Origin of the sequence: Micromonospora sp. NBRC 110038, assembly GCF_020884815.1 — a bacterium.
In the GTDB taxonomy this organism is placed as follows: domain Bacteria; phylum Actinomycetota; class Actinomycetes; order Mycobacteriales; family Micromonosporaceae; genus Micromonospora; species Micromonospora haikouensis.
The window spans coordinates 690216-713855 of the sequence record NZ_BBOL01000003.1 but is presented as its reverse complement, the minus strand read 5'-3'; the positions used below and the strand labels follow the sequence as shown (position 1 = coordinate 713855).

General features: G+C 75.6%; 23 protein-coding genes. 14 read left to right on the top strand and 9 right to left on the bottom strand.

Translation table 11 applies throughout. The features are described 5' to 3' along the window. The first annotated feature begins 6 nt into the window (after positions 1-6). Positions 7-810, top strand: coding sequence for a hypothetical protein (locus LPU61_RS14875; RefSeq protein WP_229405201.1), 804 nt, complete (start codon positions 7-9; stop codon positions 808-810). Here the strand turns inward: LPU61_RS14875 and LPU61_RS14870 are convergent. The 6 genes from LPU61_RS14870 to LPU61_RS14845 all read right to left on the bottom strand — a co-directional run bounded on the left by LPU61_RS14870 (position 740) and on the right by LPU61_RS14845 (position 6585). After that, the gene (locus LPU61_RS14870; protein WP_199486189.1) at positions 740-1618 is read right to left on the bottom strand and encodes an ABC transporter ATP-binding protein; all 879 of its coding nucleotides are present in this window, start codon (positions 1616-1618) and stop codon (positions 740-742) included. The two genes, LPU61_RS14875 and LPU61_RS14870, sit on opposite strands and share 71 nt — an antisense overlap. Continuing rightward, on the bottom strand, positions 1615-2691 hold the full coding sequence (locus tag LPU61_RS14865; RefSeq protein WP_229405200.1) for an iron chelate uptake ABC transporter family permease subunit: 1077 nt from the start codon (positions 2689-2691) through the stop codon (positions 1615-1617). The genes LPU61_RS14870 and LPU61_RS14865 overlap by 4 nt, the downstream gene beginning before the upstream one ends. Further along, positions 2688-3737 (bottom strand): iron ABC transporter permease, encoded by a 1050-nt coding sequence (locus LPU61_RS14860; protein ID WP_229405199.1) that lies wholly within the window; start codon positions 3735-3737, stop codon positions 2688-2690. Before LPU61_RS14860 ends, LPU61_RS14865 begins: the two co-directional genes overlap by 4 nt. Continuing rightward, complete coding sequence (locus LPU61_RS14855) at positions 3734-4672, bottom strand: ABC transporter substrate-binding protein (RefSeq protein ID WP_043966863.1); 939 nt, start codon at positions 4670-4672, stop codon at positions 3734-3736. The genes LPU61_RS14860 and LPU61_RS14855 overlap by 4 nt, the downstream gene beginning before the upstream one ends. Before the next feature lie 63 nt (positions 4673-4735). Continuing rightward, the gene (locus LPU61_RS14850; RefSeq protein ID WP_229405198.1) at positions 4736-5587 is read right to left on the bottom strand and encodes a siderophore-interacting protein; all 852 of its coding nucleotides are present in this window, start codon (positions 5585-5587) and stop codon (positions 4736-4738) included. 95 nt (positions 5588-5682) lie between these two features. Next, positions 5683-6585, bottom strand: coding sequence for a LysR family transcriptional regulator (locus LPU61_RS14845; protein ID WP_229405197.1), 903 nt, complete (start codon positions 6583-6585; stop codon positions 5683-5685). A gap of 150 nt (positions 6586-6735) precedes the next feature. Here LPU61_RS14845 and LPU61_RS14840 point away from each other — a divergent pair, with 150 nt between their 5' ends. The 11 genes from LPU61_RS14840 to LPU61_RS14790 all read left to right on the top strand — a co-directional run bounded on the left by LPU61_RS14840 (position 6736) and on the right by LPU61_RS14790 (position 16900). Next, on the top strand, positions 6736-7626 hold the full coding sequence (locus tag LPU61_RS14840; RefSeq protein ID WP_043966868.1) for an SDR family oxidoreductase: 891 nt from the start codon (positions 6736-6738) through the stop codon (positions 7624-7626). Between the two features lie 61 nt (positions 7627-7687). Continuing rightward, positions 7688-8548 carry an amidohydrolase gene (locus LPU61_RS14835; RefSeq protein ID WP_229405196.1) on the top strand — a complete coding sequence of 287 codons (861 nt, stop codon included), beginning with the start codon at positions 7688-7690 and terminating at the stop codon, positions 8546-8548. A 236-nt stretch (positions 8549-8784) separates the two neighbouring features. Next, a complete protein-coding gene (locus LPU61_RS14830) occupies positions 8785-9159 on the top strand; it encodes a VOC family protein (RefSeq protein ID WP_043966872.1) in 375 nt (124 codons plus the stop codon). A gap of 436 nt (positions 9160-9595) precedes the next feature. Next, positions 9596-10609, top strand: a complete 1014-nt coding sequence (locus LPU61_RS14825) for an ABC transporter substrate-binding protein (protein WP_043966874.1) — start codon at positions 9596-9598, stop codon at positions 10607-10609. A 2-nt stretch (positions 10610-10611) separates the two neighbouring features. Next, a complete protein-coding gene (locus LPU61_RS14820; RefSeq protein ID WP_199486126.1) occupies positions 10612-11373 on the top strand; it encodes an ABC transporter permease in 762 nt (253 codons plus the stop codon). Further along, positions 11370-12125 (top strand): ABC transporter ATP-binding protein, encoded by a 756-nt coding sequence (locus tag LPU61_RS14815; RefSeq protein WP_229405195.1) that lies wholly within the window; start codon positions 11370-11372, stop codon positions 12123-12125. The genes LPU61_RS14820 and LPU61_RS14815 overlap by 4 nt, the downstream gene beginning before the upstream one ends. After that, positions 12122-13069, top strand: coding sequence for an ABC transporter substrate-binding protein (locus LPU61_RS14810; protein ID WP_229405194.1), 948 nt, complete (start codon positions 12122-12124; stop codon positions 13067-13069). The genes LPU61_RS14815 and LPU61_RS14810 overlap by 4 nt, the downstream gene beginning before the upstream one ends. Beyond that, the gene (locus tag LPU61_RS14805; protein WP_229405193.1) at positions 13066-14343 is read left to right on the top strand and encodes a TIGR03618 family F420-dependent PPOX class oxidoreductase; all 1278 of its coding nucleotides are present in this window, start codon (positions 13066-13068) and stop codon (positions 14341-14343) included. Before LPU61_RS14810 ends, LPU61_RS14805 begins: the two co-directional genes overlap by 4 nt. Then, positions 14340-14972, top strand: a complete 633-nt coding sequence (locus tag LPU61_RS14800) for a dephospho-CoA kinase (RefSeq protein ID WP_229405192.1) — start codon at positions 14340-14342, stop codon at positions 14970-14972. Before LPU61_RS14805 ends, LPU61_RS14800 begins: the two co-directional genes overlap by 4 nt. Beyond that, positions 14969-16345 carry an LLM class flavin-dependent oxidoreductase gene (locus LPU61_RS14795; RefSeq protein ID WP_043966881.1) on the top strand — a complete coding sequence of 459 codons (1377 nt, stop codon included), beginning with the start codon at positions 14969-14971 and terminating at the stop codon, positions 16343-16345. The genes LPU61_RS14800 and LPU61_RS14795 overlap by 4 nt, the downstream gene beginning before the upstream one ends. A 165-nt stretch (positions 16346-16510) precedes the next feature. Next, positions 16511-16900, top strand: a complete 390-nt coding sequence (locus LPU61_RS14790) for a hypothetical protein (RefSeq protein WP_043966883.1) — start codon at positions 16511-16513, stop codon at positions 16898-16900. A gap of 46 nt (positions 16901-16946) precedes the next feature. On the opposite strand, the gene LPU61_RS14785 is transcribed toward LPU61_RS14790, so the two are convergent. After that, a complete protein-coding gene (locus LPU61_RS14785) occupies positions 16947-17588 on the bottom strand; it encodes a response regulator transcription factor (protein ID WP_043966885.1) in 642 nt (213 codons plus the stop codon). Next, entirely contained in the window at positions 17585-18856 is a 1272-nt protein-coding gene (locus tag LPU61_RS14780; RefSeq protein WP_082106820.1) for a sensor histidine kinase, read from the bottom strand. Before LPU61_RS14780 ends, LPU61_RS14785 begins: the two co-directional genes overlap by 4 nt. A 151-nt stretch (positions 18857-19007) precedes the next feature. Here LPU61_RS14780 and LPU61_RS14775 point away from each other — a divergent pair, with 151 nt between their 5' ends. Both LPU61_RS14775 and LPU61_RS14770 read left to right on the top strand, forming a co-directional pair. Continuing rightward, a complete protein-coding gene (locus LPU61_RS14775; protein WP_229405191.1) occupies positions 19008-19760 on the top strand; it encodes an ABC transporter ATP-binding protein in 753 nt (250 codons plus the stop codon). Further along, positions 19757-22342 (top strand): ABC transporter permease, encoded by a 2586-nt coding sequence (locus LPU61_RS14770; protein WP_229405190.1) that lies wholly within the window; start codon positions 19757-19759, stop codon positions 22340-22342. Before LPU61_RS14775 ends, LPU61_RS14770 begins: the two co-directional genes overlap by 4 nt. 53 nt (positions 22343-22395) lie before the next feature. Here the strand turns inward: LPU61_RS14770 and LPU61_RS14765 are convergent, their stop codons facing one another. Then, positions 22396-23568: an acyl-CoA dehydrogenase family protein gene (locus tag LPU61_RS14765; RefSeq protein WP_043966891.1), complete on the bottom strand. Its 1173-nt coding sequence runs from the start codon at positions 23566-23568 to the stop codon at positions 22396-22398. Positions 23569-23640 lie beyond the last annotated feature (72 nt).

The window sequence follows — 23640 nt, the reverse complement described above, 5'->3', positions numbered from 1 at the left end:
GGCCCATTGACCGAGGCTCTCACCCTGCCCCGCCTCGGCACCGGCTTCCCGGCCACGGCGGCGGTCCTCTGCCGACAGGAGCCGACCCGCCGCCCTGACGGCGGCACGGACCTGGTCCTCACCGAGGGGCGCTCCACCGAGCTGGCCGGCCTGCTCGCCGCCCTGCGCCTGCCTGACGGCGGGCCCACCACCGACGCCTGCACCCTGGAACTCCCGTCGGTGCCGAACCTGCTGCTGTTCGACGTGTCAGGCCGGTGGATCCGACCGGGGCTGCCGGTCGACGGCTGCGGCAAGCCCCTCCCCGAGGTCCAGCAGGCGGTCCGGAGCCTACGACTGAGCATCACGTTCCGGACCGTCGTGCGGGAGATCGAGTCGGCCGGGGCGGCCGCCTCGGGCTGCGGGCAGTCCTGGTCGGACATGGTCGCCACCGAAGCCGGCCAGCAGGGCAGCCGGCCGCCTGTCGGTCGGATCGTGCCGCCCTTCCCGCCGACCGCACCGCTGCGGCTGTGTGTGTTCCGCGTGCCGACAGGCCAGCAGGGCGGGAGCAAACCCGCCGGGTCGTTCGCGTACGGGCGACCCTTCCCGCCTTCGGAACGGGAGGCGCTACTGCCGGTGCTGGCCGCGCTGCCTCCGGCCGGACGGTGCGTGGGCGCTGCCGACAGGTTCGCTGTGCTGCGGGCCAGCGACGGCATGGGCGGCGAGCTGTACGTGGAACTCGACCACTGCCGACGTGTCCTGGTCAGCCCGTCGGTCGGCCCACCGACCCTTGCTCAGGCGGACGAACCGCTCCTCGAACTCCTCGCGAGGTAGCGTGCGGCCTGCCGGTGAACCCCGGCTCCCGGGTGTCGGCCGGCACGACGAGCGGCGCTCCGGTGACCGGGTCGGGGACGACCTGGTTCGGCATCCCGAAGACCTCGGTGACGAGCCCGGTGTCGACCGTCGAGGCGGGCGGGCCCTCGGCCACGATCCTGCCGTCGCGCATCGCCACGAGATGGGTCGCGTACCGGGCGGCGTGGTTGAGGTCGTGCAGCACGGCCACCACGGTGCGGCCCCGGGTGACCAGGCGGTGCAGCACGTTGAGCACGTCGATCTGGTGCGCCACGTCCAGGTAGGTGGTGGGCTCGTCGAGCAGGACGAGCGGCGTCTCCTGGGCCAGCACCATGGCGATCCAGGCCCGCTGCCGTTGCCCGCCGGAGAGCTCGTCGACCCGGCGGTCGGCCAGCTCGGTGGTGCCGGTCGCGGCCAGCGCCGACTCGACGGCCTCCTCGTCGGCGTGGGAGAAGCGGCGGAGCACCCGCTGGTGGGCGTAGCGGCCCCGGCCGACCAGTTCCCGCACCGTGATCCCCTCGGGCGCGGTCATGGTCTGCGGCAGCAACGCGAGCCGGCGGGCGCGTTCCTTCGCCGGCAGGCCGCCGAGATCCGACCCGTCGAGCAGGACCCGGCCCGCGGCGGGGCGGAGCAGCCCGGACAGCGCCCGCAGGAGCGTCGACTTGCCGCACGCGTTGGGCCCGATGAGCACCGTGAACGAGCCGTCCGGCACCGCGAACGACAGCTCCTCGCTGACGACCCGCTGGTCGTAGCGGAGGGTGACGTTCTCCGCCCGCAGCCGCGCGTTCAGCTGGTCGACCATCTGGTCCTCCTGATCTCGTGGACGAGCAGCCAGAGCAGGTACCCGCCGCCGAGGGTGACCGTGACCACCCCCACCGGCACGGTCAGCGGGATCACGTGCTGGGCGACCAGGTCGGCGCCGAGCAGCAGCACCGCCCCCACCCCGGCGGTGGCGGCGAGCGGCAGGCCCGGTGCCCGGACGAGCCGGTGGGCGATCTGCGGGGCGGCCAGGGCCACGAAGGAGATCGGGCCGGCGACGGTGGTGACGGCGCTGACCAGGGCGACCGCGATGAGGACGAGGATGGCGCGGCTCCGGTCGACCGCGACCCCGCTGGCGGCGGCGACGTCGTCGCCCAGTGCCAACTGGGCCAGGGCCGCCGCCCACAGCGGGGTGACCGCCAGCAGTGCCAGGACGACCCCGGCGGCGGGCCAGACCACCTCGGCGGTGGCGGTGTTGAGGGAACCGGCACCCCAGGCGGCGGCGAAGAGCGCCGTCTCCAGGTCGGCCCGGAGCAGCAGCCAGGTGTTGGTGGCGGCGAGCATCGAGGAGACGCCGACACCCACGACGATGAACCGGAATCCGGAGAGGCCGTCCCGGTAGGCGAGCAGGTAGATCGCCAGCGCGGCCAGCAGGCCGCCGAGGAGCGAGCCGAGCATCAGCAGGTGCCAGCCGCCTCCCATCAGCAGCAGGGCGACCAGCATTCCGGAGAACGAGCCGTTGGCCAGGCCGATGATGTCCGGGCTGGCCAACGGGTTGCGGGTGATGGTCTGGAAGATCGCCCCGGCGACGCCGAGCGCCGCGCCGAAGGCGACGGCGGCGGCGACGCGGGGCAGCCGCCACTCCAGCACGACGGTGCGGGTCAGCCCGCCGATCCGGCCGCCGAGCACGCCGAGCACCTCGTCGACGCGGAGCGGGAAGTCGCCCAGCCAGAGGCCGACCACCGCCAGCGTCGCGACGACGAGTGCGGCGGCGGCGCAGACGGCGGCCTCGCGTACGCCGACGGCCACGTGCCGGCGGTCGGTGCCGAGCACCAGCCGGCGGCCTCCGGCGGCGCGGCGGACCGGCCGGCTCCCGGCGCTCACAGCGCGGTCGCCCGTCGCCGTCGGGCCAGCGCGATCAGCACCGGTGCGCCCACGAACGCGGTGACGATGCCGACCGGCATCTCGCTGGGCAGCACGGCGATCCGGCCGACCACGTCGGCCAGCAGCACCAGGATCCCGCCGGCCAGCAGGGAGCCGGCGAGGATCCGGCGCTGGTCGGTGCCGACGCCCCAGCGCACCAGGTGCGGCACCACCAGCCCGACGAACGAGATGGGGCCGGCGATGGCGCTCGCCCCGCCCGCGAGCAGGGTCACCGCGCCCAGCACGAGCAGCCGGGTCCGGACGAGGCTGACGCCCTGCGCGGCGGCCAGGTCCGGGCCGAGCGCGAGCGCGTTCAGGCTGCGGGCCGCGAGCAGGCCGGCGAGCAGCCCGGCCACGATCAGCGGCAGCACCGGCAGCACCACGGCGGTGTCGCGTTCGAGCAGGCTGCCGGCGTTCCAGCCGCGCATCCGGTCGAAGGTGTCGGGGTGGGTGAGGGTGATCCCGGTGGTCAGGCCGGCCAGCACGGCACCGGTCGCCACCCCGGTCACCAGCAGCCGGGTCGGGGTGGCCCGCAGGTCCGCCGCGCCGCCGACGGCGTACACGGCGGTGGCGACCAGGAGCGCGCCGAGCAGGGCGAGCCACATGTAGCCGGCCGGCGAGGTGACCCCGAGGAAGGCGATGCCCGCGGCGACGAACGCGGCGGCTCCGGCGTTGACGCCGAGGATGCCCGGTTCGGCGAGCGCGTTGCGGGTGAACGCCTGCATCAGGGCGCCCGCCACCCCGAGCCCGGCGCCGACCAGCAGCCCGGCGAGGGTGCGCGGCAGGCGTTGTCCCCAGACGACGTACTGCGCGGTGTCGCTGCCCGCGCCCCGCAGCGCCGCCCAGACGTCCGCCGGGGGCACCGGGTTCGCGCCCACGAAGACCGACAACACCACCGACCCCAGGAGTACGGCGACCGCCCCGGCCAGCCAGCGCCAGACGGTACGGCGACGCGCGGCACGGCCGGTGGTCGGCGGTGCCGCGCGTGCGGGTGTGGTGGTGGTCAATTCGACGCGGCGAGGATGCGTTCGAGGTCGTCGAGGACGGCCTGTCCACCGACCGTGCCGACCCCGGTGATCCAGAAGGACTGGTCGACCAGGTGCAGGCGGGGGAAGGCGGCGGCGTTGGCGTCGACCGAGGCCGGGATGGTGCTGCGGTCGTTGACGTCGACGGTGGTGACGAAGACGTGGTCGGCCTTGGCCTCCAGCACCCGCTCGGGGGAGATGTCGACCGAGATGGAGTTCTCCCAGTCGCGCTGGGGGGTCTTGAAGCCGACGCACTCCAGCGTGCTGCCGGCGAACGAGGTGGGCCCGTACAGCGTGAGGACGCCGTCGCGCGGCCGGATGAGCTGTGCGGTCTTCCCGGCGGTGCCGAACTTCCCGGCGATCTCCGCGCACCGCTGCTGGTAGCCGGTGAGGAGCTTGTCGGCGGATTCCGCCCCGCCGAGCGTGGTGGCGGTGAACTTGACGTTGTCCTGCCACGGGTCGGCCTGGGACGCCATGAACACGGTCGGGGCGACGGCGGTGAGCTGGTCGTAGAGGGCGGAGTGCCGGGACTCGGTGCCGATGATCAGGTCGGGCTTGAGGGCCGCGATCTTCTGCACGTTGGGTTCCTGGACGGTGCCGACGGTGGTGATGCCGGCGGCCTTGTCGCCGAGGTACTTGGGCACGCCGGCGGCCTCGCTGAGCACGGCCGCGCCGACCGGGGTGATCTCCAGGGCGATGGCGGTGTCGAGCTGGACCGGTTCGAGGACGACGACCCGGGTCGGCTTGTTCGGCACGTCGGTCTTGCCGCGCGCGTGCTCGACGGTTCTGGTGTCACCGACGCCGCCCGCCGGGTCGGAGTCGGCGGAGCCGCAGGCGGCCACGACGAGCGCCGTCGTCGAGGCGACGGCGAGGGCGAGGAGGCGTCGGCGGGCTGTTCGAGGGGTTGTCGAGCGCATGGTGCAGGTTCCCGTCTGGTGACTTATGGTGATGCCAGGGCGGCGGGATTAGGTTAGCGTAACCTAATCTGCTGCCTCCTCGCGGGCCGGGCGATCATGCCAGTACCCCTGCGTGTGAACCCGATCCGGGTCGATGCGCGCCTCGGCGAAGAGGCGGCGCAGGTTCGCGATCCTGCTACTCTCCGTGGCCGCCCAGGCGTAGAAGTCGGTCCCCGCCCCGGCTGCCGCCGCACCGTGCTCGACCAGCCAGTCACCCACCATGGTGGTCAGCACCGTCCCGCCCCGGGCCCCGCTGCGCAGCCCGACCTGGACCGAGTGGTCGGCGGTCACGTCGTCGAGGGTGGCGGCGTCCGCCGCGACGCCGGCCTCCAGCAGGACCGTCGCCCGCACCCCCGGCCCGAGGCTGGGCAGGATGCCCCGCACCGCTGGGTACGCGGTCTCGTCCGCCGCGATCAGCACCCGCGTCGCCGGCCCCGGCTCCCACTGCACGCCGTACCCGGGCTGGCCGGACCGCACGTGCGGACCCGACAGCATCAGCCGGTCGCCCGGTCGGGCCCCCGCCGCCCAGCCGCTCGCCGGGCCGTGCGGCTGGTGCAGGTAGAAGTCCAGGTCCAACTCGCCCGCCGCCGGCCGGGTCCGGTACGCGGTGTAGCTGCGCAGCAACGGCCGCTCGCGGTCGGGCGTGGACCGCCACTCGCGTCGCCACCCGTGCTCGGGCAGCCCCGCCCGCAGCCCGGCCGGGTAGTCACCGGTGACCGGCAGCATGATCTTGATGCGCTGGTCGAGCTGGTGCGGGGCCAGCTCCCGCAGTCGTTCGTCGCCGAGCGTGACGCGGACGAACCCGGGCGACAGCCGCCGGGTCGCCGTCACGGTCGTCTCGAACAGGACGTTGGGCGAGTTGCGGAAGGTCGACATGCCGACAAAGGTTAGCCTAACCTGACCGGCTGCCATGGACTTGCCGGGCTGCGGCGACCCGCAGGTCGAGGTCGGGCCCATCGGCGGCAGCCGCGTCAGTGCTGCCTGCCCGGCTCCGCGCCGACCAGGTGACGACGGGCGAGGTCGCGGAAGTCGGCGACGAGCCGGCTGCGGTCGTCGGCGCGGACGGCGACCACGACGTGGCCGGGGGCGACGCCGTCGAGGCGGACGGTCGTCACGTCCGGGCGCAGCCCGCGCGCGCCCGCCGGGACGATCGCCACCGCCTGGCCCGAGGCGACCAGTTCGATCTTGTCCTCGGCGGCGTGGACCAGCGGGCCGTCGGGGGCCGGGCGTCCGTCCGGGCGCGGGTCGATCCGCCAGTACGCGTCCCAGGCGGGGTCCGCCACCCGGGGCAACGGCTCGTCGGCGATGTCGTCGAGGGCGACGGACTCCTTCCCGGCCAGCCGGTGATCGAGGGCCACGGCGAGCACCCGCGGCTCGGCGTAGAGGACCGTCACGGCCAGGCCCTCGGCGGCCAGGGGGAGGCGGCTCACCACGGCGTCGACGCGGCGGTCGAGCAGCGCCTCGCGGCACTGCCGCCAGTCCAGGTGCTGGGTGCTCACCTCACAGTCCGGGTGCCGGCGCCGCAACTGCCGCACCGCGGGGGTGACGAACAGGCCCGAGGTCCAGCCGACGACGATCCGCCGCGGGCGCGCGGCGGCCCGCGCCTCGGTGGTGGCCTGCGCCGCCGCCCGCAGCAGCTCCCTCGCCCGGGGCAGGAACGCCTCGCCGGCCCCGGTGAGCCGGCTGCCCTGCGGCGTGCGGTCCAACAGCCGTGCCCCGAGCTGCCGCTCCAGGCGGCGGATCTGCCGGCTCAGCGAGGGCTGGGTGAGGTGCAGCTCCTCGGCGGCCCGCCCGAACCGCTGGTGCGCGGCGACGACGGTGAAGTAGCGCACCAGGCGCAGGTCGAGGTCGGCGGCCGACGGTGGATCGGGCATGGCTCCACCGTAGGCCGGCACCGTTAGCTCCGGTGATGCCCGCCGCGTATGGCGTCGTACGAAACAGGCTTTGGACCTCCGCAGGTGTGGCCCGGCACCGTGGTGGGCGTCGGCCCGGCGGCGCGCCGGGCCCTGCCCCGAGGAGACCCCATGCGTGTGTTCGTCACCGGCGCGACCGGCTTCGTCGGTGCCGCCGTCGTCCGCGATCTGCTGGACGCCGGCCACCAGGTCGTCGGCCTGGCCCGCTCGGACTCCTCGGCCGCCGCCCTGGCCGCCGCCGGCGCGGAGGCGCACCGCGGCTCGCTGGAGGACCTGGCCGGCCTCCGGGCCGCCGCCAGCGCCGCCGACGGCGTCGTGCACACCGCGTTCGTCCACGACTTCACCGACTTCGCCGCCGCCGTGCGCACCGACCTGCGGGCCGTCGAGGCGTTGGGCGAGGCCCTGGTCGGCTCCGGCAGGCCGCTGGTCGTCACGTCCGGCACGACGCTGCTCACCCCCGGCCGGGTAAGCACCGAGGACGACGCCGCCGGCCCGGACTTCCCCCGGGGCCGCGCCGAGGAGGCCACGCTCGGGCTCGCCGGGCGGGGCGTGCGGGCGGTGGTGCTGCGGCTGCCGCCGAGCGTGCACGGCGCGGGCGACACGCGCGGCTTCCTGCCCCGGCTGGTCGGCATCGCCCGGGACAGGGGCTTCTCGGCGTACGTCGCCGACGGCGCGACCCGGTGGGCGGCGGTGCACCGGCTGGATGCCGCCCGCCTGTTCCGCCTCGCGCTGGAGGGCGCGCCGGCCGGCAGCCGGCTGCACGGGGTGGCCGACGAGGCGGTGCCCTTCCGCGCCATCGCCGAGGTCATCGGCCGCCAGCTCGACGTGCCCGTCACCTCGATCGCCGCCGGGCAGGCGGACGAGCACTTCGGCTTCCTCGGGGCCCTCGCCGGGAACGACACGGCGGCCACCAGCGCGCAGACCCGCACGCTGCTCGACTGGCAGCCGACGCATCCCACGCTGCTCGACGACCTCGACGCCGGGCACTACCTCACCTCCTGACGCCCGCCGGTGCACGCCGAGCCGGAACCCCCGACCGCCACGACACGAGACGAGCACGCCCATGGAGATCATCGACGCCCACCTGCACCTGCCCCGCACCCAGCGGCCCTGGGACCACGGCGACGAGTCGTTCCTGGACCTGCAGGGCGAGTTGCTGGTCGCCCAACTGGACGCCGCCGGGGTCGACGTGGCCGTTCTGGTCAGCCACCCGCTGTTCGCCCCGGGGGCGGGGTGTGAAGCGGCCGTGGTGCGGCATCCCGACCGGCTCGCCGCGGTGCTGCAGTTGGACGAGACCGCCCGGGACATCGCCGAGCAGGTGGCGCGGATCAGGACGAGGCCGGGGATCCTGGGCCTGCGGGTGACGATCACCTGGCCGCCCGGCAACAGCGGGCGTCTCCGCGCGGGCGCGTACGAGACCCTGCTGGCCGCCGCCGAACGCCACCGGGTCCCGGTGTGCCTGCTCGCCACCGGTGACCTTCCCGGCGTGGCGGTCATCGCGCGTGCCCACCCGGCACTGCCGCTGGTCGTCGACCACCTCGGGCTGGCGCAGCCGCCCTACCAGACGCCGGACGACCCGGCCTGGCGCGACCTCGCGCACCTGCTGGCGCTCGCCGAGTTCCCGAACGTCTCGGTCAAGCTCTCGGGCGCACCGACCCTCTCGGCCGCTCCCTACCCGTATCCGGACGTCTGGCCCCACCTGCGGCAGGTGCTCGACGCGTTCGGCGTCGATCGCTGCATGTGGGCCACCGACCAGCACCGCGTCTCCGGGCGCCTGCCGGGCCTCGATCCGCTGCCCAGGCACCCCGGCTACCACTCGTACGCCCAGGCCCTGCACTACCTGCTCGACCGGCTCGACCTCTCCCCGGCCGAACAGGCCGCGTTGTTCGGCGGCACGGCCCGCCGGGTCCTGGGCGTGCCCTGATCGCTCACGCGCGGCCCGGTAAAGGAAATGATGTTTGCGGTCACGATCCGCCCCGGGTAGCGTCACCGATCGTGAACACCGGACCGGCATCTCGCCACGCACGGATCGGCGATCCGGTGGAGGGCTGACCGCACGGCGGGTGCCGGCAGGGCACCCTCCAGGCTCGGCACGTGGACCTCCCGGCGGCCTGCGCACCGCAGGTCCCCATCCGTGTCGAGCACCACGAGGTCAGTCGCATGACAGTCACGTTCAACCACACCATCATCGCCGCCCGGGACCGCGAGGAGTCGGCGCGGTTCTTCCGCCAGTTGTTGGAACTGCCGGAAGCGCCGTCCTGGGGCGTGTTCACCAACATCCAGCTCACCGACGGCGTGCTGCTCCAGTTCGCCGAGCCGCCGGTGGAGATCCAGATGCAGCACTACGCGTTCCTGGTCGACGACGACCTGTTCGACCGGGCGTACCGACGGCTGTGCGAGCAGGGCATCGAGCACTGGGCCGATCCGCAGATGCGCCGCCCCGGCGAGACCAACACCGAGCACGGTGGCCGGGGGGTCTACTTCAAGGACCCGGCGGGCCACGCGATCGAGCTGATCACCCGCCCGTACCTGTAACGGACGGGGTCCCTGGCCGGGCGCCCGGAGCGCGGTGCCTGGCCAGGGCGCCAGGGCGGCGACGCCGCCGGATAGCCTACTAATCAGACCGGATATACCGGTGAAGTATGTTGCATGGGCCACTCTTGCTGGTCAGGGGCCTGTGGTCGCACGTAGGTTCCCCTCGTGACCGGCGCCGTCGTACCCCTGACGAGCTGCGCGTACGTCGACAACTGCGACGTCGCCAGCGCGCTGTGTCGCGGCCTGCGGCCCCGCCGCCGGGGCTGACCCGCCACCCGGGCCGGCCGGCCCCCACAGTCGAGGGCCCCGGCCCGCCCGGTCGACCCCCGCGGTCCCATCCGGCCCGCCCCGGTCGCCCCTCGCCACCGAAACGCCCCTGCGCGCCCGCGCGGAACCGGGGCGCGCACCCCTGACACCCCACCGGAGACGATCCACCATGCCCACGTTCCCCCGCCGCAGACTGCTGGCCCTGACGGCCGCCGCCGTCGTCGTAGCCGCCGCCGGCTGCGCCGACAGCGACAGCACCCCGACCTCGGCCGACCGTGCCCTTCGCAAGATCCAGGTCGCGCTCGACTGGACCCCGAACACCAACCACACCGGCTTGTACGTGGCCAAGGCCAAGGGCTTCTTCGCCGCGCACGGCCTCGACGTGGAGATCGTGCAGCCCGGCGACGCCGACGCCTCCTCGCTGGTCGCCGCCGACAAGATCCCGTTCGCCATCGGCTACCAGGAGGCGGTGACCCAGGCCCGCGCCCAGGGCGCGCCGCTGGTGTCGATCGCCGCGATCGTGCAACACAACACCTCCGGGTTCGCCTCGCCCAAGGACCGCGACCTCACCCGCCCCGCCCAGTACGTCGGCAAGACCTACGGCGGCTTCGGCGGCCCGCTCGAGGAGCCGCTGCTGCGTACCATCGTGGCGGCCGACGGCGGTGACCCGAGCCGGATCAAGACGGTCAACGTCGGCGACGCCGACTTCTTCGCGGCGACGAAGAAGGGCATCGACTTCGAGTGGATCTTCTACGGCTGGACCGGCATCGAGGCCGAGCTGCGCGGCGAACCGGTGAACATCCAGTACGTCCGCGACTACGATCCGGCACTGGACTTCTACACCCCGATCCTGATCACCAACGAGAAGCGGATCGCCGGTGACCCGGAACTGGTGAAGGCATTCACCGCCGGCGCCTCCGAGGGCTACACGTACGCGGCGAAGAACGCGGCCGAGTCCGCGCAGATCCTCCTCGACGCCGCCCCGGAACTCGACGCCGACCTGGTCAAGCGCAGCCAGGAGTGGCTCAGCCCGCGCTACCAGGACGACGCCCCCCGCTGGGGCGAGCAGAAGAAGGACGTCTGGACCAACTTCGCGGCCTGGCTGCTCGCACAGAAGGTGCTCGCCACCGAGGTCGACGCGACGAAGGCGTACACCAACGACTTCCTGCCGGCCGGATCATGACCGTGGCCCTGCGACGATGGGCGCCACCGGTGGCGACGCTGGTGGCGCTCGTCGGGGCCTGGCAGCTCTACACCACGCTCTCCGGCATCGACCCGTGGCTGCTGCCCAGCCCCGCCGACCTGTTCGCCGCCGCCGCCGAGCAGCGCACCGCGCTGACCGCGCACACCCTCGCCACCGCGCGGCTGACCCTGCTCGGCTTCGCCGCCGGGGCGGCCACCGGCCTGCTGGTCGCCGTGGTCCTGCACCTGGTGCCGGTGCTGCGGGCCGCGGTGTACCCCCTGCTGGTGGTCAGCCAGAACGTGCCGATCATCGCCATCGCGCCGCTGCTGGTGGTCTGGTTGGGCTTCGGCATCGCCCCGAAGCTCGTGGTGATCGTGCTGGTCTGCTTCTTCCCGGTCGCCGTGGCGACCCTCGACGGGCTGCGCCGGGGCGACCCGGTGATCGCCGACTACCTGCTGATGAGCGGGGCCAACCGGCGGCAGATGTTCACCGCCTTCCAATGGCCCGCCGCGCTGCCGACGATGTTCTCCGGGCTGAAGATCGCCGCCACGTACAGCGTCTTCGGCGCGGTCATCTCCGAGTGGATCGGCAGCGACCAGGGCATCGGCCGCTACATGATCGTGCAGAAGTCGGCGTTCCGCGCCGACCGGATGTTCGTCGCCATCGCCGTCGTCGTCGTCCTGGCGCTGCTCGTCTTCGGGCTGGTCGCGCTCGGCGAACGCCTCGCCGTCCGGGGCCGGCCGACTGCGGGGGAGCGGCCGTGACCGGGTACGCCCTGGAGATCACCGACCTGTCCCACCATTACGGCGACCTCTCCGTCCTGCGGGAGGTGAGCCTGCGGGTACGCCGCGGCGAGTTCGTCTCCGTCGTCGGCCCGTCCGGCAGCGGCAAGAGCACCCTGTTCCACCTGATCGGCGGCCTGGTCACCGCCGAGTCGGGGACGATCCGCGTCGATGGGCAGCCCACCGCCGGCCGGCGGGGACTGGTCGGCTACATGCCGCAGCAGCCCGCCCTGCTGCCCTGGCGCACCGTCGAGGACAACGTGGTGCTCGCCCGGGAACTCGCCGGGGCGTCCCGGCGGGCCACCCGCGCCGTCGCCCGCCGGTGGCTCGACCGGGTCGGCCTGGGCGGGTTCGCCCGCGCGTACCCGCACCAGCTCTCCGGCGGCATGCAGCAGCGGGTGGCGTTCCTGCGGGCGCTGCTCTCCGGGCACGACCTGATCTGTCTGGACGAGCCGTTCAGCGCGCTCGACGCGATGCTGCGCGCCGAGATGCACCGGTGGCTGCTCGACCTGTGGGAGACCGAGCGCCGCTCGATCCTCTTCGTCACCCACAGCATCGAGGAGGCGCTGCTGCTCTCCGACACCGTCTACGTGCTCACCCGCCGGCCGGCCACGGTCACCGCGCGGGTGGACGTGCCCTTCCCCCGGCCCCGCCGCGACGAGGTCGTCGACGACCCGGAGTTCGTGCGGCTGCGCCGCCGACTGACCGAACTGCTGCGAAAGGAGGCGTCATGACCCGCACCCGACAGGGCGGCGTGGCGACCCGCACCCACCTGCGCGTGATGTTGGAGTACTTCCACCCGTGGCCCAACGCCGCCGGCCTCTACGTGGCCAGCAACGCCGGCTGGTACCGGGAGGCGGGGCTCGATGTCGAGCTGACCGTCTTCGACGCGCTGCGCGGCGACACCCTGGAGCACCTGCGCCGGGGGGAGGTGCACCTCGGCGTCTTCCCCACCAACCGGCTGCTGGTCCGTCGCGCCGCCGGCCAACCGCTGCACGCCGTCGCCGCGATCAACCACCGGGGCATGGAGACCATCCAGACGGTCACCGGGCGCGGCATCGCCCGCCCCCGTGACCTGGTCGGCAAGCGGCTCGCGCTCAACCCGACCCCGCGCGGGGTGGCCATGGTCCGCCACCTCGTCGCCGCCGACGGCGGCGACCCGGACGGCGTCGAACTGGTCGACAGCGGATACCGCGAGCTGAGCGTCGACGACATCGCCGCCGGCCACGTCGACGCCACCTTCGGCGGCTACTGGGCGTGGGACGCGCTGATGGCGGACCTGCCCGGCGAGCGGCGCGTCGTCTGGCCGGTCGACGAGATCGGCGCGCCCCCGTACCACAGCTATCTGCTCGGCACCGGTCCCGCGCTGGACGGCCGCGACGACCTGCTCGCCACCTTCCTGGAGGTGACCGCGCGGGGCTACCGGGCGGCCACCGACGACCCGGAGCAGACCCTCGCGGTGCTCGACCGGGTGATCCCCTACTTTCCGCGCGCCCTGCTGGCCCGCTCCCTGGAGCTGATCGCGCCGACGTGGTGGCACGAGGGTCGCTGGGGGACGGTGCGCGCCGAGCTGATGGAGCCGTACACCGGCTGGTTGGCGGCCAACGGCATCCTGCCCGCCGGGTTCGACTGGCGCGACGCGTACCGGCCGGTGGGTCCGGTGGGGGTGCCGCGGTGAGCGTCCTGGTGTCGGCGGCGGAACTGCGGGAACGCCTGGCGACCCGACCCCGGCCGGTGGTGCTCGACGCCACCGTCGAGCTGCCCGCCGCCGCCCACGACGGTGACCACTGGGCCGCCTCCGGCCACGCCGGCTGGCTCCGGGAGCACCTTCCCGGCTCCCGGCACGCCGACCTGCTCGTCGAGCTGAGCGACCCGGCGGCGCCGTACCACTTCGCCCGGCCCACACCGGCGGCGCTGGCCGCCGCGCTGGCCCGGCTCGGCGTCGTCGACGGCGTACCGGTGGTGGTCTACGACACCGCAGGCGGCATCTGGGCGGCCCGGCTGTGGTGGCTGCTCGACTGGATCGGCGTGCCGGCACAGGTGCTCGACGGCGGCCTGGCGGCCTGGCGGGCCGCCGGCCATCCGGTGGCCACCGGCGCGGACGGGCCCGACGCCGGTGCCGCCGTCCCCGCCGCCGGGCGGCTCACGCCCCGGGTCCGGTCGGGCCGCTGGGTCGAGCGCGACGACCTGCGACGCTGGCTGGCCGGCGACGCCGACGCCACGGTGGTCTGCGCGCTCGGCGCGGACGCCTACCGGGGCGACGTGCCGACCCGCTACACCCGGCGCGGCCACCTCCCCGGCAGCGGCAACCTGCCGGCCCGCGCGCTGGTCGGCCCCGATGGCCGCTACCTGCCCGGACCCGAGCTGCGCGCCGCGCTCGGCGACCTGCTGGCCGACCCCCGGCCGGTCTGGCTCTACTGCGGCGGCGGCATCTCCGCCGCCGCCCTGGGCGTCGCGCTGGCGGCGGCCGGCCGCGCCGACGTCGCCCTCTACGACGGCTCCCTCGAAGAGTGGTCCGCCGACCCGGCCCTGCCGCTGACCCGGGGCGACGAGCCGGCCGCCCGGCTCGACCCGGACACCCGCGCGCTGCTCGACCGACCCGAGTTCGCGGTGCTGTCCACCACCGAACCGGACGGTCGCGCGCAGCTGTCCGTCATGTGGGTCGGCCGCGACGGCGACCACCTCGTCATGGCCACCAAGGACGGCCGGCGCAAGGTCCGCAACATCCGCCGCGATCCCCGGGTCACCGTCCTGGTCTACGACCGGGCCCGGCCCACCCGCTACGTCGAGATCCGGGGCCGCGCCACCGTCACCGACGAGGACGCCCACGCCCTCATCGACGAGCTGGCCCGCAGCTACACCGGTGCCGCCCACGTCACCGGCACGCCGGAGCAGGAAGCCGGCCGGGTGGTCCTGCGGATCACCCCCGACCGGGTACGGAGCCACTCGTGACCGCCGCCGACCAGGTCGCCGCCTGGGCCCGGGGCCGGTCGCCGCGCGCCGGACGCACCCGGGTGCTCGCCGTCGAGGGCCGATCCGGGGCGGGCAAGAGCGACCTCGCCACCGCCGTCGCCGACCGGCTCGGGGCCGAGCTGCTGCGGCTGGACGACCTCTACCCGGGCTGGGACGGGCTGCTCGCCGGCGTGACGGCGGCCCACGACTGGGTGTTGGAGCCGTTGTCGCGCGACGCGCCCGCCCGCTGGCGGCGCTGGGACTGGGCGACCGGCCGGTACGCCGAGTGGCACCCGGTCGGCGACCGGGACTGGCTGGTCGTCGACGGGGTGGGCAGCGGCGCGCGGCAGCTGGCCCCGTACCTGAGCGGGGTGGTCTGGGTCGACGCCCCCACCGCGCTGCGCCGGGCCCGCGCGCTGGCCCGCGATGGCGACACCTACGCCCCGCACTGGTCCCGCTGGGCGGCCCAGGAGGACGCCTACTACGCGGCCGACGACGTGCGCGGCCGGGCCGACCTCGTCGTCGACACCTCCCCGGGCCGGGTCGTCGACACCTCCCCGGGCTCCATCATCGGCACCTCGTGCGAAGGCTCCATCATCGGCACCTCGTCCGAAAGGGCATCAGCATGACCGAGCGACGGATCCGACTCAACGGGCTGCGCCAGTCCACGGTGGGCCACACCGCGATCGGGCTGTGGCGGCACCCGGACAGCCAGGCGCATCGCTACCGCGACCTCGACTACTGGCTCGACACCGCGCGGATCCTGGAGCGGGGGCGGTTCGACGCGCTCTTCGTCGCCGACGCGCTCGGCCCGCTCGACGTCTACCAGGGGCGGGTCGACGCGGCGCTGCGCGACGGCATCCAGACCCCCACCGACGACCCGCTGCTGGCGATCAGTGCGATGGCCGCCGTCACCCGGCACCTCGGCTTCGCGGTCACCGTCTCCACCACCTACGAGCAGCCGTACGCGTTCGCCCGGAAGATGACCACCCTCGACCACCTGACCGGCGGTCGGATCGGCTGGAACATCGTGACGTCCGCGCTGGACAGCGCCGCCCGCAACCTCGGCCTGGTCACCCAGCTGCCGCACGACGAGCGGTACGCGATGGCCGAGGAGTTCATGGAGGCGGTCTACCGGCTGTGGGAGTCGAGCTGGGCCGACGACGCGGTGGTCCGCGACGCCGCGTCGGGAATCTTCGTCGACCCGGCGAGGGTGCGCCCCGTCGGCCACGAGGGCACCTGGTACCGGGTGCCGGACATCGCCCTGGCCGAACCGGGCGTGCAGCGCACCCCCGTGCTCTACCAGGCGGGCACCTCCCCGGCGGGGCGGGCGTTCGCCGGGCGGCACGCCGAAGGGGTGTTCCTCTCGGCGTACCTGCCGTCGATGGCCCGGCGGCTGGTGTCCGGGGTGCGCGAGCAGGCCGTGGCGGCCGGCAGGGACCCGGCGTCGGTGCGGTTCTTCGCCATCGCCACCGTGATCGTCGCCGACACCGACGACGAGGCCCGCGCCAAGCTCGCCGACTACCAGCGGTACGCCAGCGTGGAGGGGGCGCTGGCGCGGTGGAGCGCGCTGATGCACATCGACCTGTCCGCGCTGGACCTGGACCGGCCCCTGGAGTACGTCGACACCGACGGCATCCGGGGCATGGTGGAGCTGTTCACCACCCTGGACCCGAGCCGCACCTGGACGCCCCGGGCGATCGCGGAGTTCGTCGGGGTGGGCGGCGGCGGCCCGGTCATCGTCGGCAGCCCGGCGACCGTCGCCGACGAGCTGGAACGCTGGATGGACGAGGCCGACATCGACGGTTTCAACATCGCCGACCCGGTCCCGCCGGTGACCTTCCGCGACTTCGTCGACCTGGTCGTGCCCGAGTTGCAGCGCCGGGGCAGGGTGTGGCGCGAGTACGCCGGCGACACCCTGCGGGAGAGCTTCCACGGCCCCGGGGTGACCCGGGTGCGCGACGACCATCCGGCGGCCACCCACCGCTGGACGACCGCCTGAGCCGTCCCGCCCCCTGCGCGGTTCCATGGCCTCTGCCGAACGGCTGAGCCGGCGGGGGATTCTCCGTCCCCGGAGGGAGGCGGTCGGCCGGGCGCCGGTGCGAGGGTGGCACCTGCCGGCGGACGCATCGGCTCCGCCGCCATCGTGACGACGAGGAGTGCCCCCGTGCGCCGTACCCTGTCCGCGAGCCCGTGGCGTGTCCTGCCCGGGAGCCTGCTGCTCGGTCCGGTCCTGCTGCTGGCCTCCGCCTGCGCGGACACCGGCCCGCTGGAGGTGCGGTACGAGCTGACCGGCGAGCCCGGCGTCACCGTCGGCCCCGTGATCGTGGTGCCGGCGGAGGGCGGCGACGGGACGGCGACCCAGCGGACCACCCAGGAGACCGGGCCGGTGCCGTGGCAGGCGACCCTGGTCGTCGAACGCGGCGAGACGACCCTGGAAGCGACGCCGTCGCGGGGCGCGCTGACCTGCCGCATCGTGGTCGAGGGGCGGGAGGCGGCCAGGGTGACCGGCGTCCCGGGCCAGCCGGTGACGTGCTCGGCGCCGGTCGGCGAATGACCGTGCCCGCCACGTGAGGTGGCACGTCGCCCCGACCGCCCCGCCGTCAGCCGACGAGGCGGCGTTCCCAGGCCCAGGCGGCGATCTCCACCCGGTTGCGGGCGTCCAGCTTCGCCTGCACGCTGCCGAGGTGCGTCTTGACCGTGCCGACGGAGATGAACAGCTTCGCGGCGATCTCCGCGTTGGTCGCGCCCCGCGCCACCAGCCGCACCACGTCCAGCTCCCGGGGTGACAGCCCCGCCGGGTCGGGGCGCGCGGGCTCCGGCGGATTGAGGTGCCGCAGCAGCCGTACGGTGATCGACGGGCTGATCAGGGCGTCGCCGGACACGGCGGCCCGGACCGCCTCCACCAGCAGGGCGGGGCCGGAGTCCTTGAGCAGGAACCCGCACGCGCCGTTGCGCAGCGCGGCGTGCACGTACTCGTCGAGGTCGAACGTGGTCACCACGACCACCCGCACCGGGTCCACGACGCCGGGGCCGGCGAGCCGGCGCAGCGCGTCCAGCCCGTTCAGCCTCGGCATGCGGATGTCCAGCAGCACGACGTCGGGGCGCAGCCGGCGGGTCAGCTCGACCGCCTCCACGCCGTCGCCGGCCTCGCCGACCAGCTCCATGTCCGGCTGCGCTCCGATGATCATCCCGAACCCGGTGCGCACCATCGCCTGGTCGTCGGCCACCAGCACCCGGATCACCGGCCGCCCTCCCCGCCCGCGAGCCCCCGAGCCGCCGGGCCGGAAAGGCCCCGCCCGGCAGAGGACCCGCCGACCAGCGGCAGCGCCGCGTCGACCACCCATCCTCCGTCGACGCCGGGGCCGGCCCGCAGCCGCCCGCCGAGCGCGCCCACCCGCTCGGTCAGCCCGGTCAGCCCGTATCCCGGCCGGCCGCCGCGCTGCCCCCGCCCGTCGTCGGCCACCCGCACCGACAACCACTGCGGCGTACGGCTGACCAGCACGTCCACCCGCCGCGCCCCGGTGGCGTGCCGCCGGACGTTCGTCAGCGCCTCCATCACCACCCGGTACGCCGACGTGGTCACCTCGACCGGCAGGTCCCCGAGCGGCCCGTCGGTGTGCAGGTGGGCCGGGACCGGGCCGGCGGCGGTGAACGCCGCGACCAGCTCCGCCAGGTCGACCACCCCGGCCAGGGGCGTCACCGGCGCGTCGGGCGGCCCGTCCTGGCCGCGCAGCACCCCGATCATGCGGCGCATCGCCGTCATGGTCTCCGCGCCGGCCCGCTCGATCTGCTCCAGCGCGGCGACGGCCCGCTGCGGGTCGCGCCCCGCGACGTACCGGGCGCCCTGGGCCTGCACCACGATCCCGGTGACGTGGTGGGCGACGAAGTCGTGCAGGTCCCGGGCGAACTCGGCGCGCTGCTCCGCGCGTACCGCCGCGACCCGGCGCTCCCGGGCGGTCTCCGCCAGCCGCAGGTACATGCCGGCGGCGGCGGCCCCCGCCGCGAGCAGCGCGTAGGCCATGCCGATGATCAGGTAGGTGCTGCCGGCCCCGGCGCGCAGCGGCAGCGCGGCGACGGCGAGGCCGGTCGCGGCCACGGCGGCCAGGGCCGGCAGCGGGGCGGCCCGCCGCGCCAGCACGAAGACCATCCCGAGCAGCCCCGCCGACTCCGCCAGCCCCCACAGGTGGTCCGCCCCCCGCACCGGCACCCGGCCGTCCAGGCCGCCGGTCTCGCGCAGGAGGGCGTACGCCGCCGTCGTCGCCAGCGACCAGGCCGCCACCGCGCCGCCGGCCGCCGCCAGCCGGCGCGAGCCCTGCCGGTGGGCGGGCAACCACACCGCCGCCGTGGCGACCGCCAGCGCGACCTGCGCCAGCGCGGCCGGCACGGCGAGCAGGCCGGCGACGGGGAAGATCCGGCCGCCGACGACGTCGACGAGGCCGAGCAGCGCCATGCCGGCCAGGGCGGCGGCCTGCCCGGCCCGCCGCCACCCGCCGCTGAGGGTTCCGGTCATCGCCCCCACCGTAGCCACCCGGCCGGCCCGCCGGATCTGCCGAAAGTCGGAGGCGGCGGGCGCGGACCCGACCCCGGACGGATGCGCCGACGGCCCGCGCGCCGGGAGGCTCTGCGGCGTCCCGGTGACCGGCACCGGAGGTGGAGGAGACATGACGACGCACCATCCCGACCCCACGGCGGCCGTCGCGGCGGTCGACCTGGTCAAGGTGTACGGCAGGGGAGCCACGGCGGTACGCGCCCTCGACGGCGTGACGGTGGGCTTCCGCCGCGCCGCGTTCACGGCGATCATGGGCCCGTCCGGCTCCGGCAAGTCCACCCTCATGCACTGCCTGGCCGGGCTCGACACGGCCACCTCCGGGCAGGTGCTGCTCGGCGGCACCGACCTCGGCCGGCAGTCCGACCGGGTGCTGACCCGGGTCCGCCGGGAGCGCATCGGGTTCGTCTTCCAGTCGTTCAACCTGCTGCCCCAGCTCACCGCCGCGCAGAACGTCACCCTGCCGCTGGACCTCGCCGGGCGCGGCGTCGACCGGGAGTTCCTCGACCACGTGGTGGACGCGCTCGGCATCGGCGACCGGCTGGCGCACCGCCCCAGCGAGCTGTCCGGGGGCCAGCAGCAGCGGGTCGCCCTCGCCCGGGCCCTGGTGTCCCGCCCCGAGGTCGTCTTCGCCGACGAGCCGACGGGCAACCTCGACTCCCGCGCCGGTGCCGAGGTGCTCGGCCTGCTGCGCGACTGCGTGCGTACCCTCGGGCAGACCGTCGTCATGGTGACCCACGACCCGGTCGCCGCCGCGTACGCCGACCGGGTGGTGCTGCTCGCGGACGGCCGGGTCGCCGGCGACCTGGCCGAGCCCGACCGGGGCGCGGTCACCGCCGCCCTGCACGGCCTGGCGGCGGCCCGGTGAGCCGGCGCGCCGTGCTGCTGCGCGCGCAGCTCGTCGAGGCGGCCCGCCGCCCCGCCCGGACGCTGCTGACGGGCCTGGCCGTGATCGTCGCGGCGTTCGTCGTGTTCGGCACCGTGCTGGCCTACCAGGTCACCGAGCGGACCGTGCTCGCCGGTTTCAGCGGGACCCCGGCGGCGGCCGACCTGGTCGTCACCGGCGGCGACGGCGTCTCCCTGCGGACGCTGGACGCGGCCCGCCGGCTGCCCGGCGTCGCCGAGGCGGTGGGCCGCACGGACGCCTTCCACGAGTTCGCCGACGACCCGGGCGCGGGCCTGTCCGTGTACGCCGACCCCGGCTCCGGGCCGCTCGCCACGGTCCGCGTCGTGCAGGGGCGGTACCCGGCCGCGGCGAGTGAACTGGCCGTCACCCGGCGCACCGTCGACCGGCTCGGGCTGGGCGTCGGCGAGACCCTGCGGCTGGCGGGCGCGGCGCCGGACCGGCCGGTCGCGGTGACCGTCGTCGGCGTGGTCGACGCCCCGGACGACCCGGGGGAGACCGGCTACACCACGGAGGCGTTCGCCGCCCGCCTCGGCGGCTCCGACCAGCTCCGGCAGGTCGAGGTGCGGCTCGCCCCCGGCGTCGACCCCGACGTCGTGTCCGCCGCGCTGGCCCGCGCCGCGTCGGCCCCCGGCCCGTCGGCTTCCGGCCCGTCGGCTCCCGGTGCGTCGGCCGCCCCGTCCGAGCGCGCCGGTGCCGGCCTCGTCGTCCGCGCCGGGTCGGAGGTCCGCCGCGCGGAGGCCGACCAGGTCAGCGAGCGCGTCCAGGACCTCTTCGCCCTCGTCACGATGTTCGTGGCGATCGCCGTCGTGGCGGCGGTGCTGGTCGCCACCTCCACGTTCCGGATCGTCTTCGCCCAGCGGATGCGGCAGCTCGCCCTGCTGCGCGCCGTCGGGGCGCCCCGCGCCGGGCTGTTCCGGGCGCTGGTCGTCGAGGGGGCCGGCACCGGCCTCGTCGCGGGCCTGGCCGGCGTGCTGGCCGCGTACGGCGTCGGGCACGGGCTGCCGCCGGTGCTGCGGGGGTTCGGCCTCGCCGTGGCCTCGCCCGGCCACCCGGTCGCGGCGGCGGTCGCCGTGGCGCTCGGCGCGGCCCTGGTCACGGCGCTGGCGGTGCTCGCCCCGGCGGTCACCGCCGCCCGGGTCGCCCCGCTGGAGGCGCTGCGCGCGGCCAGCACCACGGCCGGCCGGCGCGGCGTCGGCCGGCTGCGCGCTGCGGCGGGACTCCTGCTCGCCGTGGGCGCGGTGCTGGTGGCGCTGCTGGTGGCGAGCCGGCTGCCCGGCCCCGACACCGAGAACTACGATCCGGCGAACCCGCTGCTGACGATCGTGGCGTCCGGCGCGCTCGCGTACGCCGCGCTGGTGGCCCTCGGGCCGCTGCTCGTGCGCCCGGTGCTGGCGGTCGTCGGCTGGCCGCTGCGCCGCCTCGGCCCGCTCGGCCGGCTGGCCGTCGGCGGGGTCGGCGGGGCGCCCCGCCGGGCGGCGGCGGTCAGCGTCGTCGTCGCGCTCGGGGTCACCCTGGTCGCGGGCGCGCTCGTCGGCAGCGCCTCGCTCGGGACGCTGCTCAAGCGGGAACTCGCCGGCATGGCGCCGGCCGACGTCGCCGTCACCGCCCGGGGCGACGGGCCGCTGCCGGCCGGGCTCGTGCAGCGCGTCCGGGGCATCGGCGAGCTGGACCGGGTGGTGCCGTACCGCAGCAGCCCCGACGTGCGCGTCGCCGGCGCGGCGGTCGACGGGCTCGCCGCCACCGACCTGGACCTGCGCGCGCTGGCCACCTGGTCGGACTTCGGCGCGAGCGCCGGTCGACTCACCGACGCCGGCCCGGGGCGGGTGGTGCTGCTGCGGTTCCTCGCCGAACAGGCGGGCGTGCGGCCGGGCGACGAGGTGACCGTCACCCGGGGCGACCGGTCGGTGCGGCTGCGGGTGGCCGCGACCATGGCGAACACCCCGGTCGGCGCGGGCCTGCTGGTCGACCCGGCGGACCTGGACCGGCTCGGCGTGCCGGCCGGCCCGACCGGGCTGCTGGCCGACGTGGCGGGCGACGACGACCGGGCCCGGACGGCGGCGGTGCGGGCCCTGCGCGCGGCCGGCGGTCAGCAGGTGGGCATCGTGGTGACCGCCGACGACCGCGACGAACTGGACGGCCGGCTCGACGCGTTGCTGGGGGTGCTGCTGTCCCTGCTCGGCCTGACCGTGGTCGTCGCCGTGGTCGGCGTCGGCACCACCACGGCCCTGTCCGTGGTGGAACGCACCCGGGAGTCCGGCCTGCTGCGGGCCGTCGGGATGTCGCGTCGCCGCCTCGGGGCGATGCTGACGGTCGAGGCGGGCCTGTACGGCGTCCTCGGCGCGGCCCTCGGCCTGCTGCTGGCGTGGCCGTACTCGTGGCTGACCGTCGCGGCGCTCGGCCAGGACGCGCCCGTCGAGTTCCCGGCCGGGCAGCTCGCCGGGGTCGTGCTGGCCCTCACGGTGGCGACGGCGCTCGCCGGGCTGCTGCCGGCGCGCCGGGCGGCCCGGGTGAGCCCGGTGGTCGCCCTGGGCGCGGGCGACTGACCCCGCCCGGTCGGGCCGGGCGGTGGGCCATCGTCGCCGGCGCAACCCCGCCGTCAGTAGGCGAGCTCGACCGGGCGGCCGAGCAGTTGGCTGCCGTTGTTGCCCAGCCAGCCCTCGGCCGCCGCCGCGTGCTGCGAGAACGTGTGGATGTCCCGGAAGCGGCGCTGCACGGGCGAGGAGTCCCGCGCCGCGCCGCCCCCGGTCGCCCGGTAGCAGGCGTCCACGGCGGCGGCGGTGACCTCGGTGACCCAGGGCAGGCTGGCCGAGATGCGCGGCTGCAACGCGGCGAACGCGGCCGGCCCGCCGCCGTGCGCCGCCCGGAACAGGTCGTCGGCCAGCGACCGCAGCAGCGCCCGGGCCGCCCGGACGTGCAGGTCGGCCCGGCCCAGCCGCTCCCGGAAGGCCGGCGAGTCGGCCAGCGACTGCCGGGCGTAGAGCCGCCGCCGGCCCCCGTCGAGCAGGGTGACCGTGTCGTCCAGGGCGCCCTGGGCGATCCCGACGGCCACCGCGCCCAGGTGCAGGACGAACTGGGCCAGCGGCGCGACGAAACCCGGCCCCGGCACGCACGGGACGCCGGTGAACAGGTCGAAGCTCCGCTCGACCGGGCAGTAGACGGCGTCGACCCGCACGTCGTGGCTGCCGGTGCCGCGCAGCCCGAGGGCGTGCCAGGTGTCCTCCACGGTCACCTGTCCGGCCGGGAGCAGCATCGAGCGGACCTCCACCGGCTGGCCGGCCGGGCCGGGCAGCGGCTGACCGTCGCCGGTGAGCACGCAGTTGCCGAAGATCCAGTCGGCGTGCCGGGACCCGCTGGCGAACGCCCACCGCCCGGTCACCTGGAAACCGCCGTCGGCCAGCTCCGCCCGCCCCTGCGGGGCGAAGCCGCCGGCCACCACGACGTCTGGGCCGTGGGCGTACAGCTTGTCGAACTGGTCGCGGGGCAGCATCGCCAGCAGGTGCGGGGTCTCCGCGCCGATCATCACCGTCCAGCCCGTGGACCCGTCCGCGCGGGCCAGCGCCTCCAGCACCGCCAGGCCGGTGTGCGGGTCGGCGTCGTACCCGCCGTGGCTGCGCGGCACGAACATCCGGAAACAGCCGGCGGCCCGCAGCCGGTCGAGCAGGTCGACGGGCAGCCCCCGGGCCGCCTCGATCTCCTCCGCCCGCCGGGCCAGCTCCGGGGCCAGCTCCCGCACGGCGCCGATCAAGCGAATCCGGTCCTGGTCGTCCACTGCCGCCTCCTGGTCACACCTGGCACGCGACGTCCCTGCGACGCCACGGCACAGACGGTCCGTCGCCCGGCG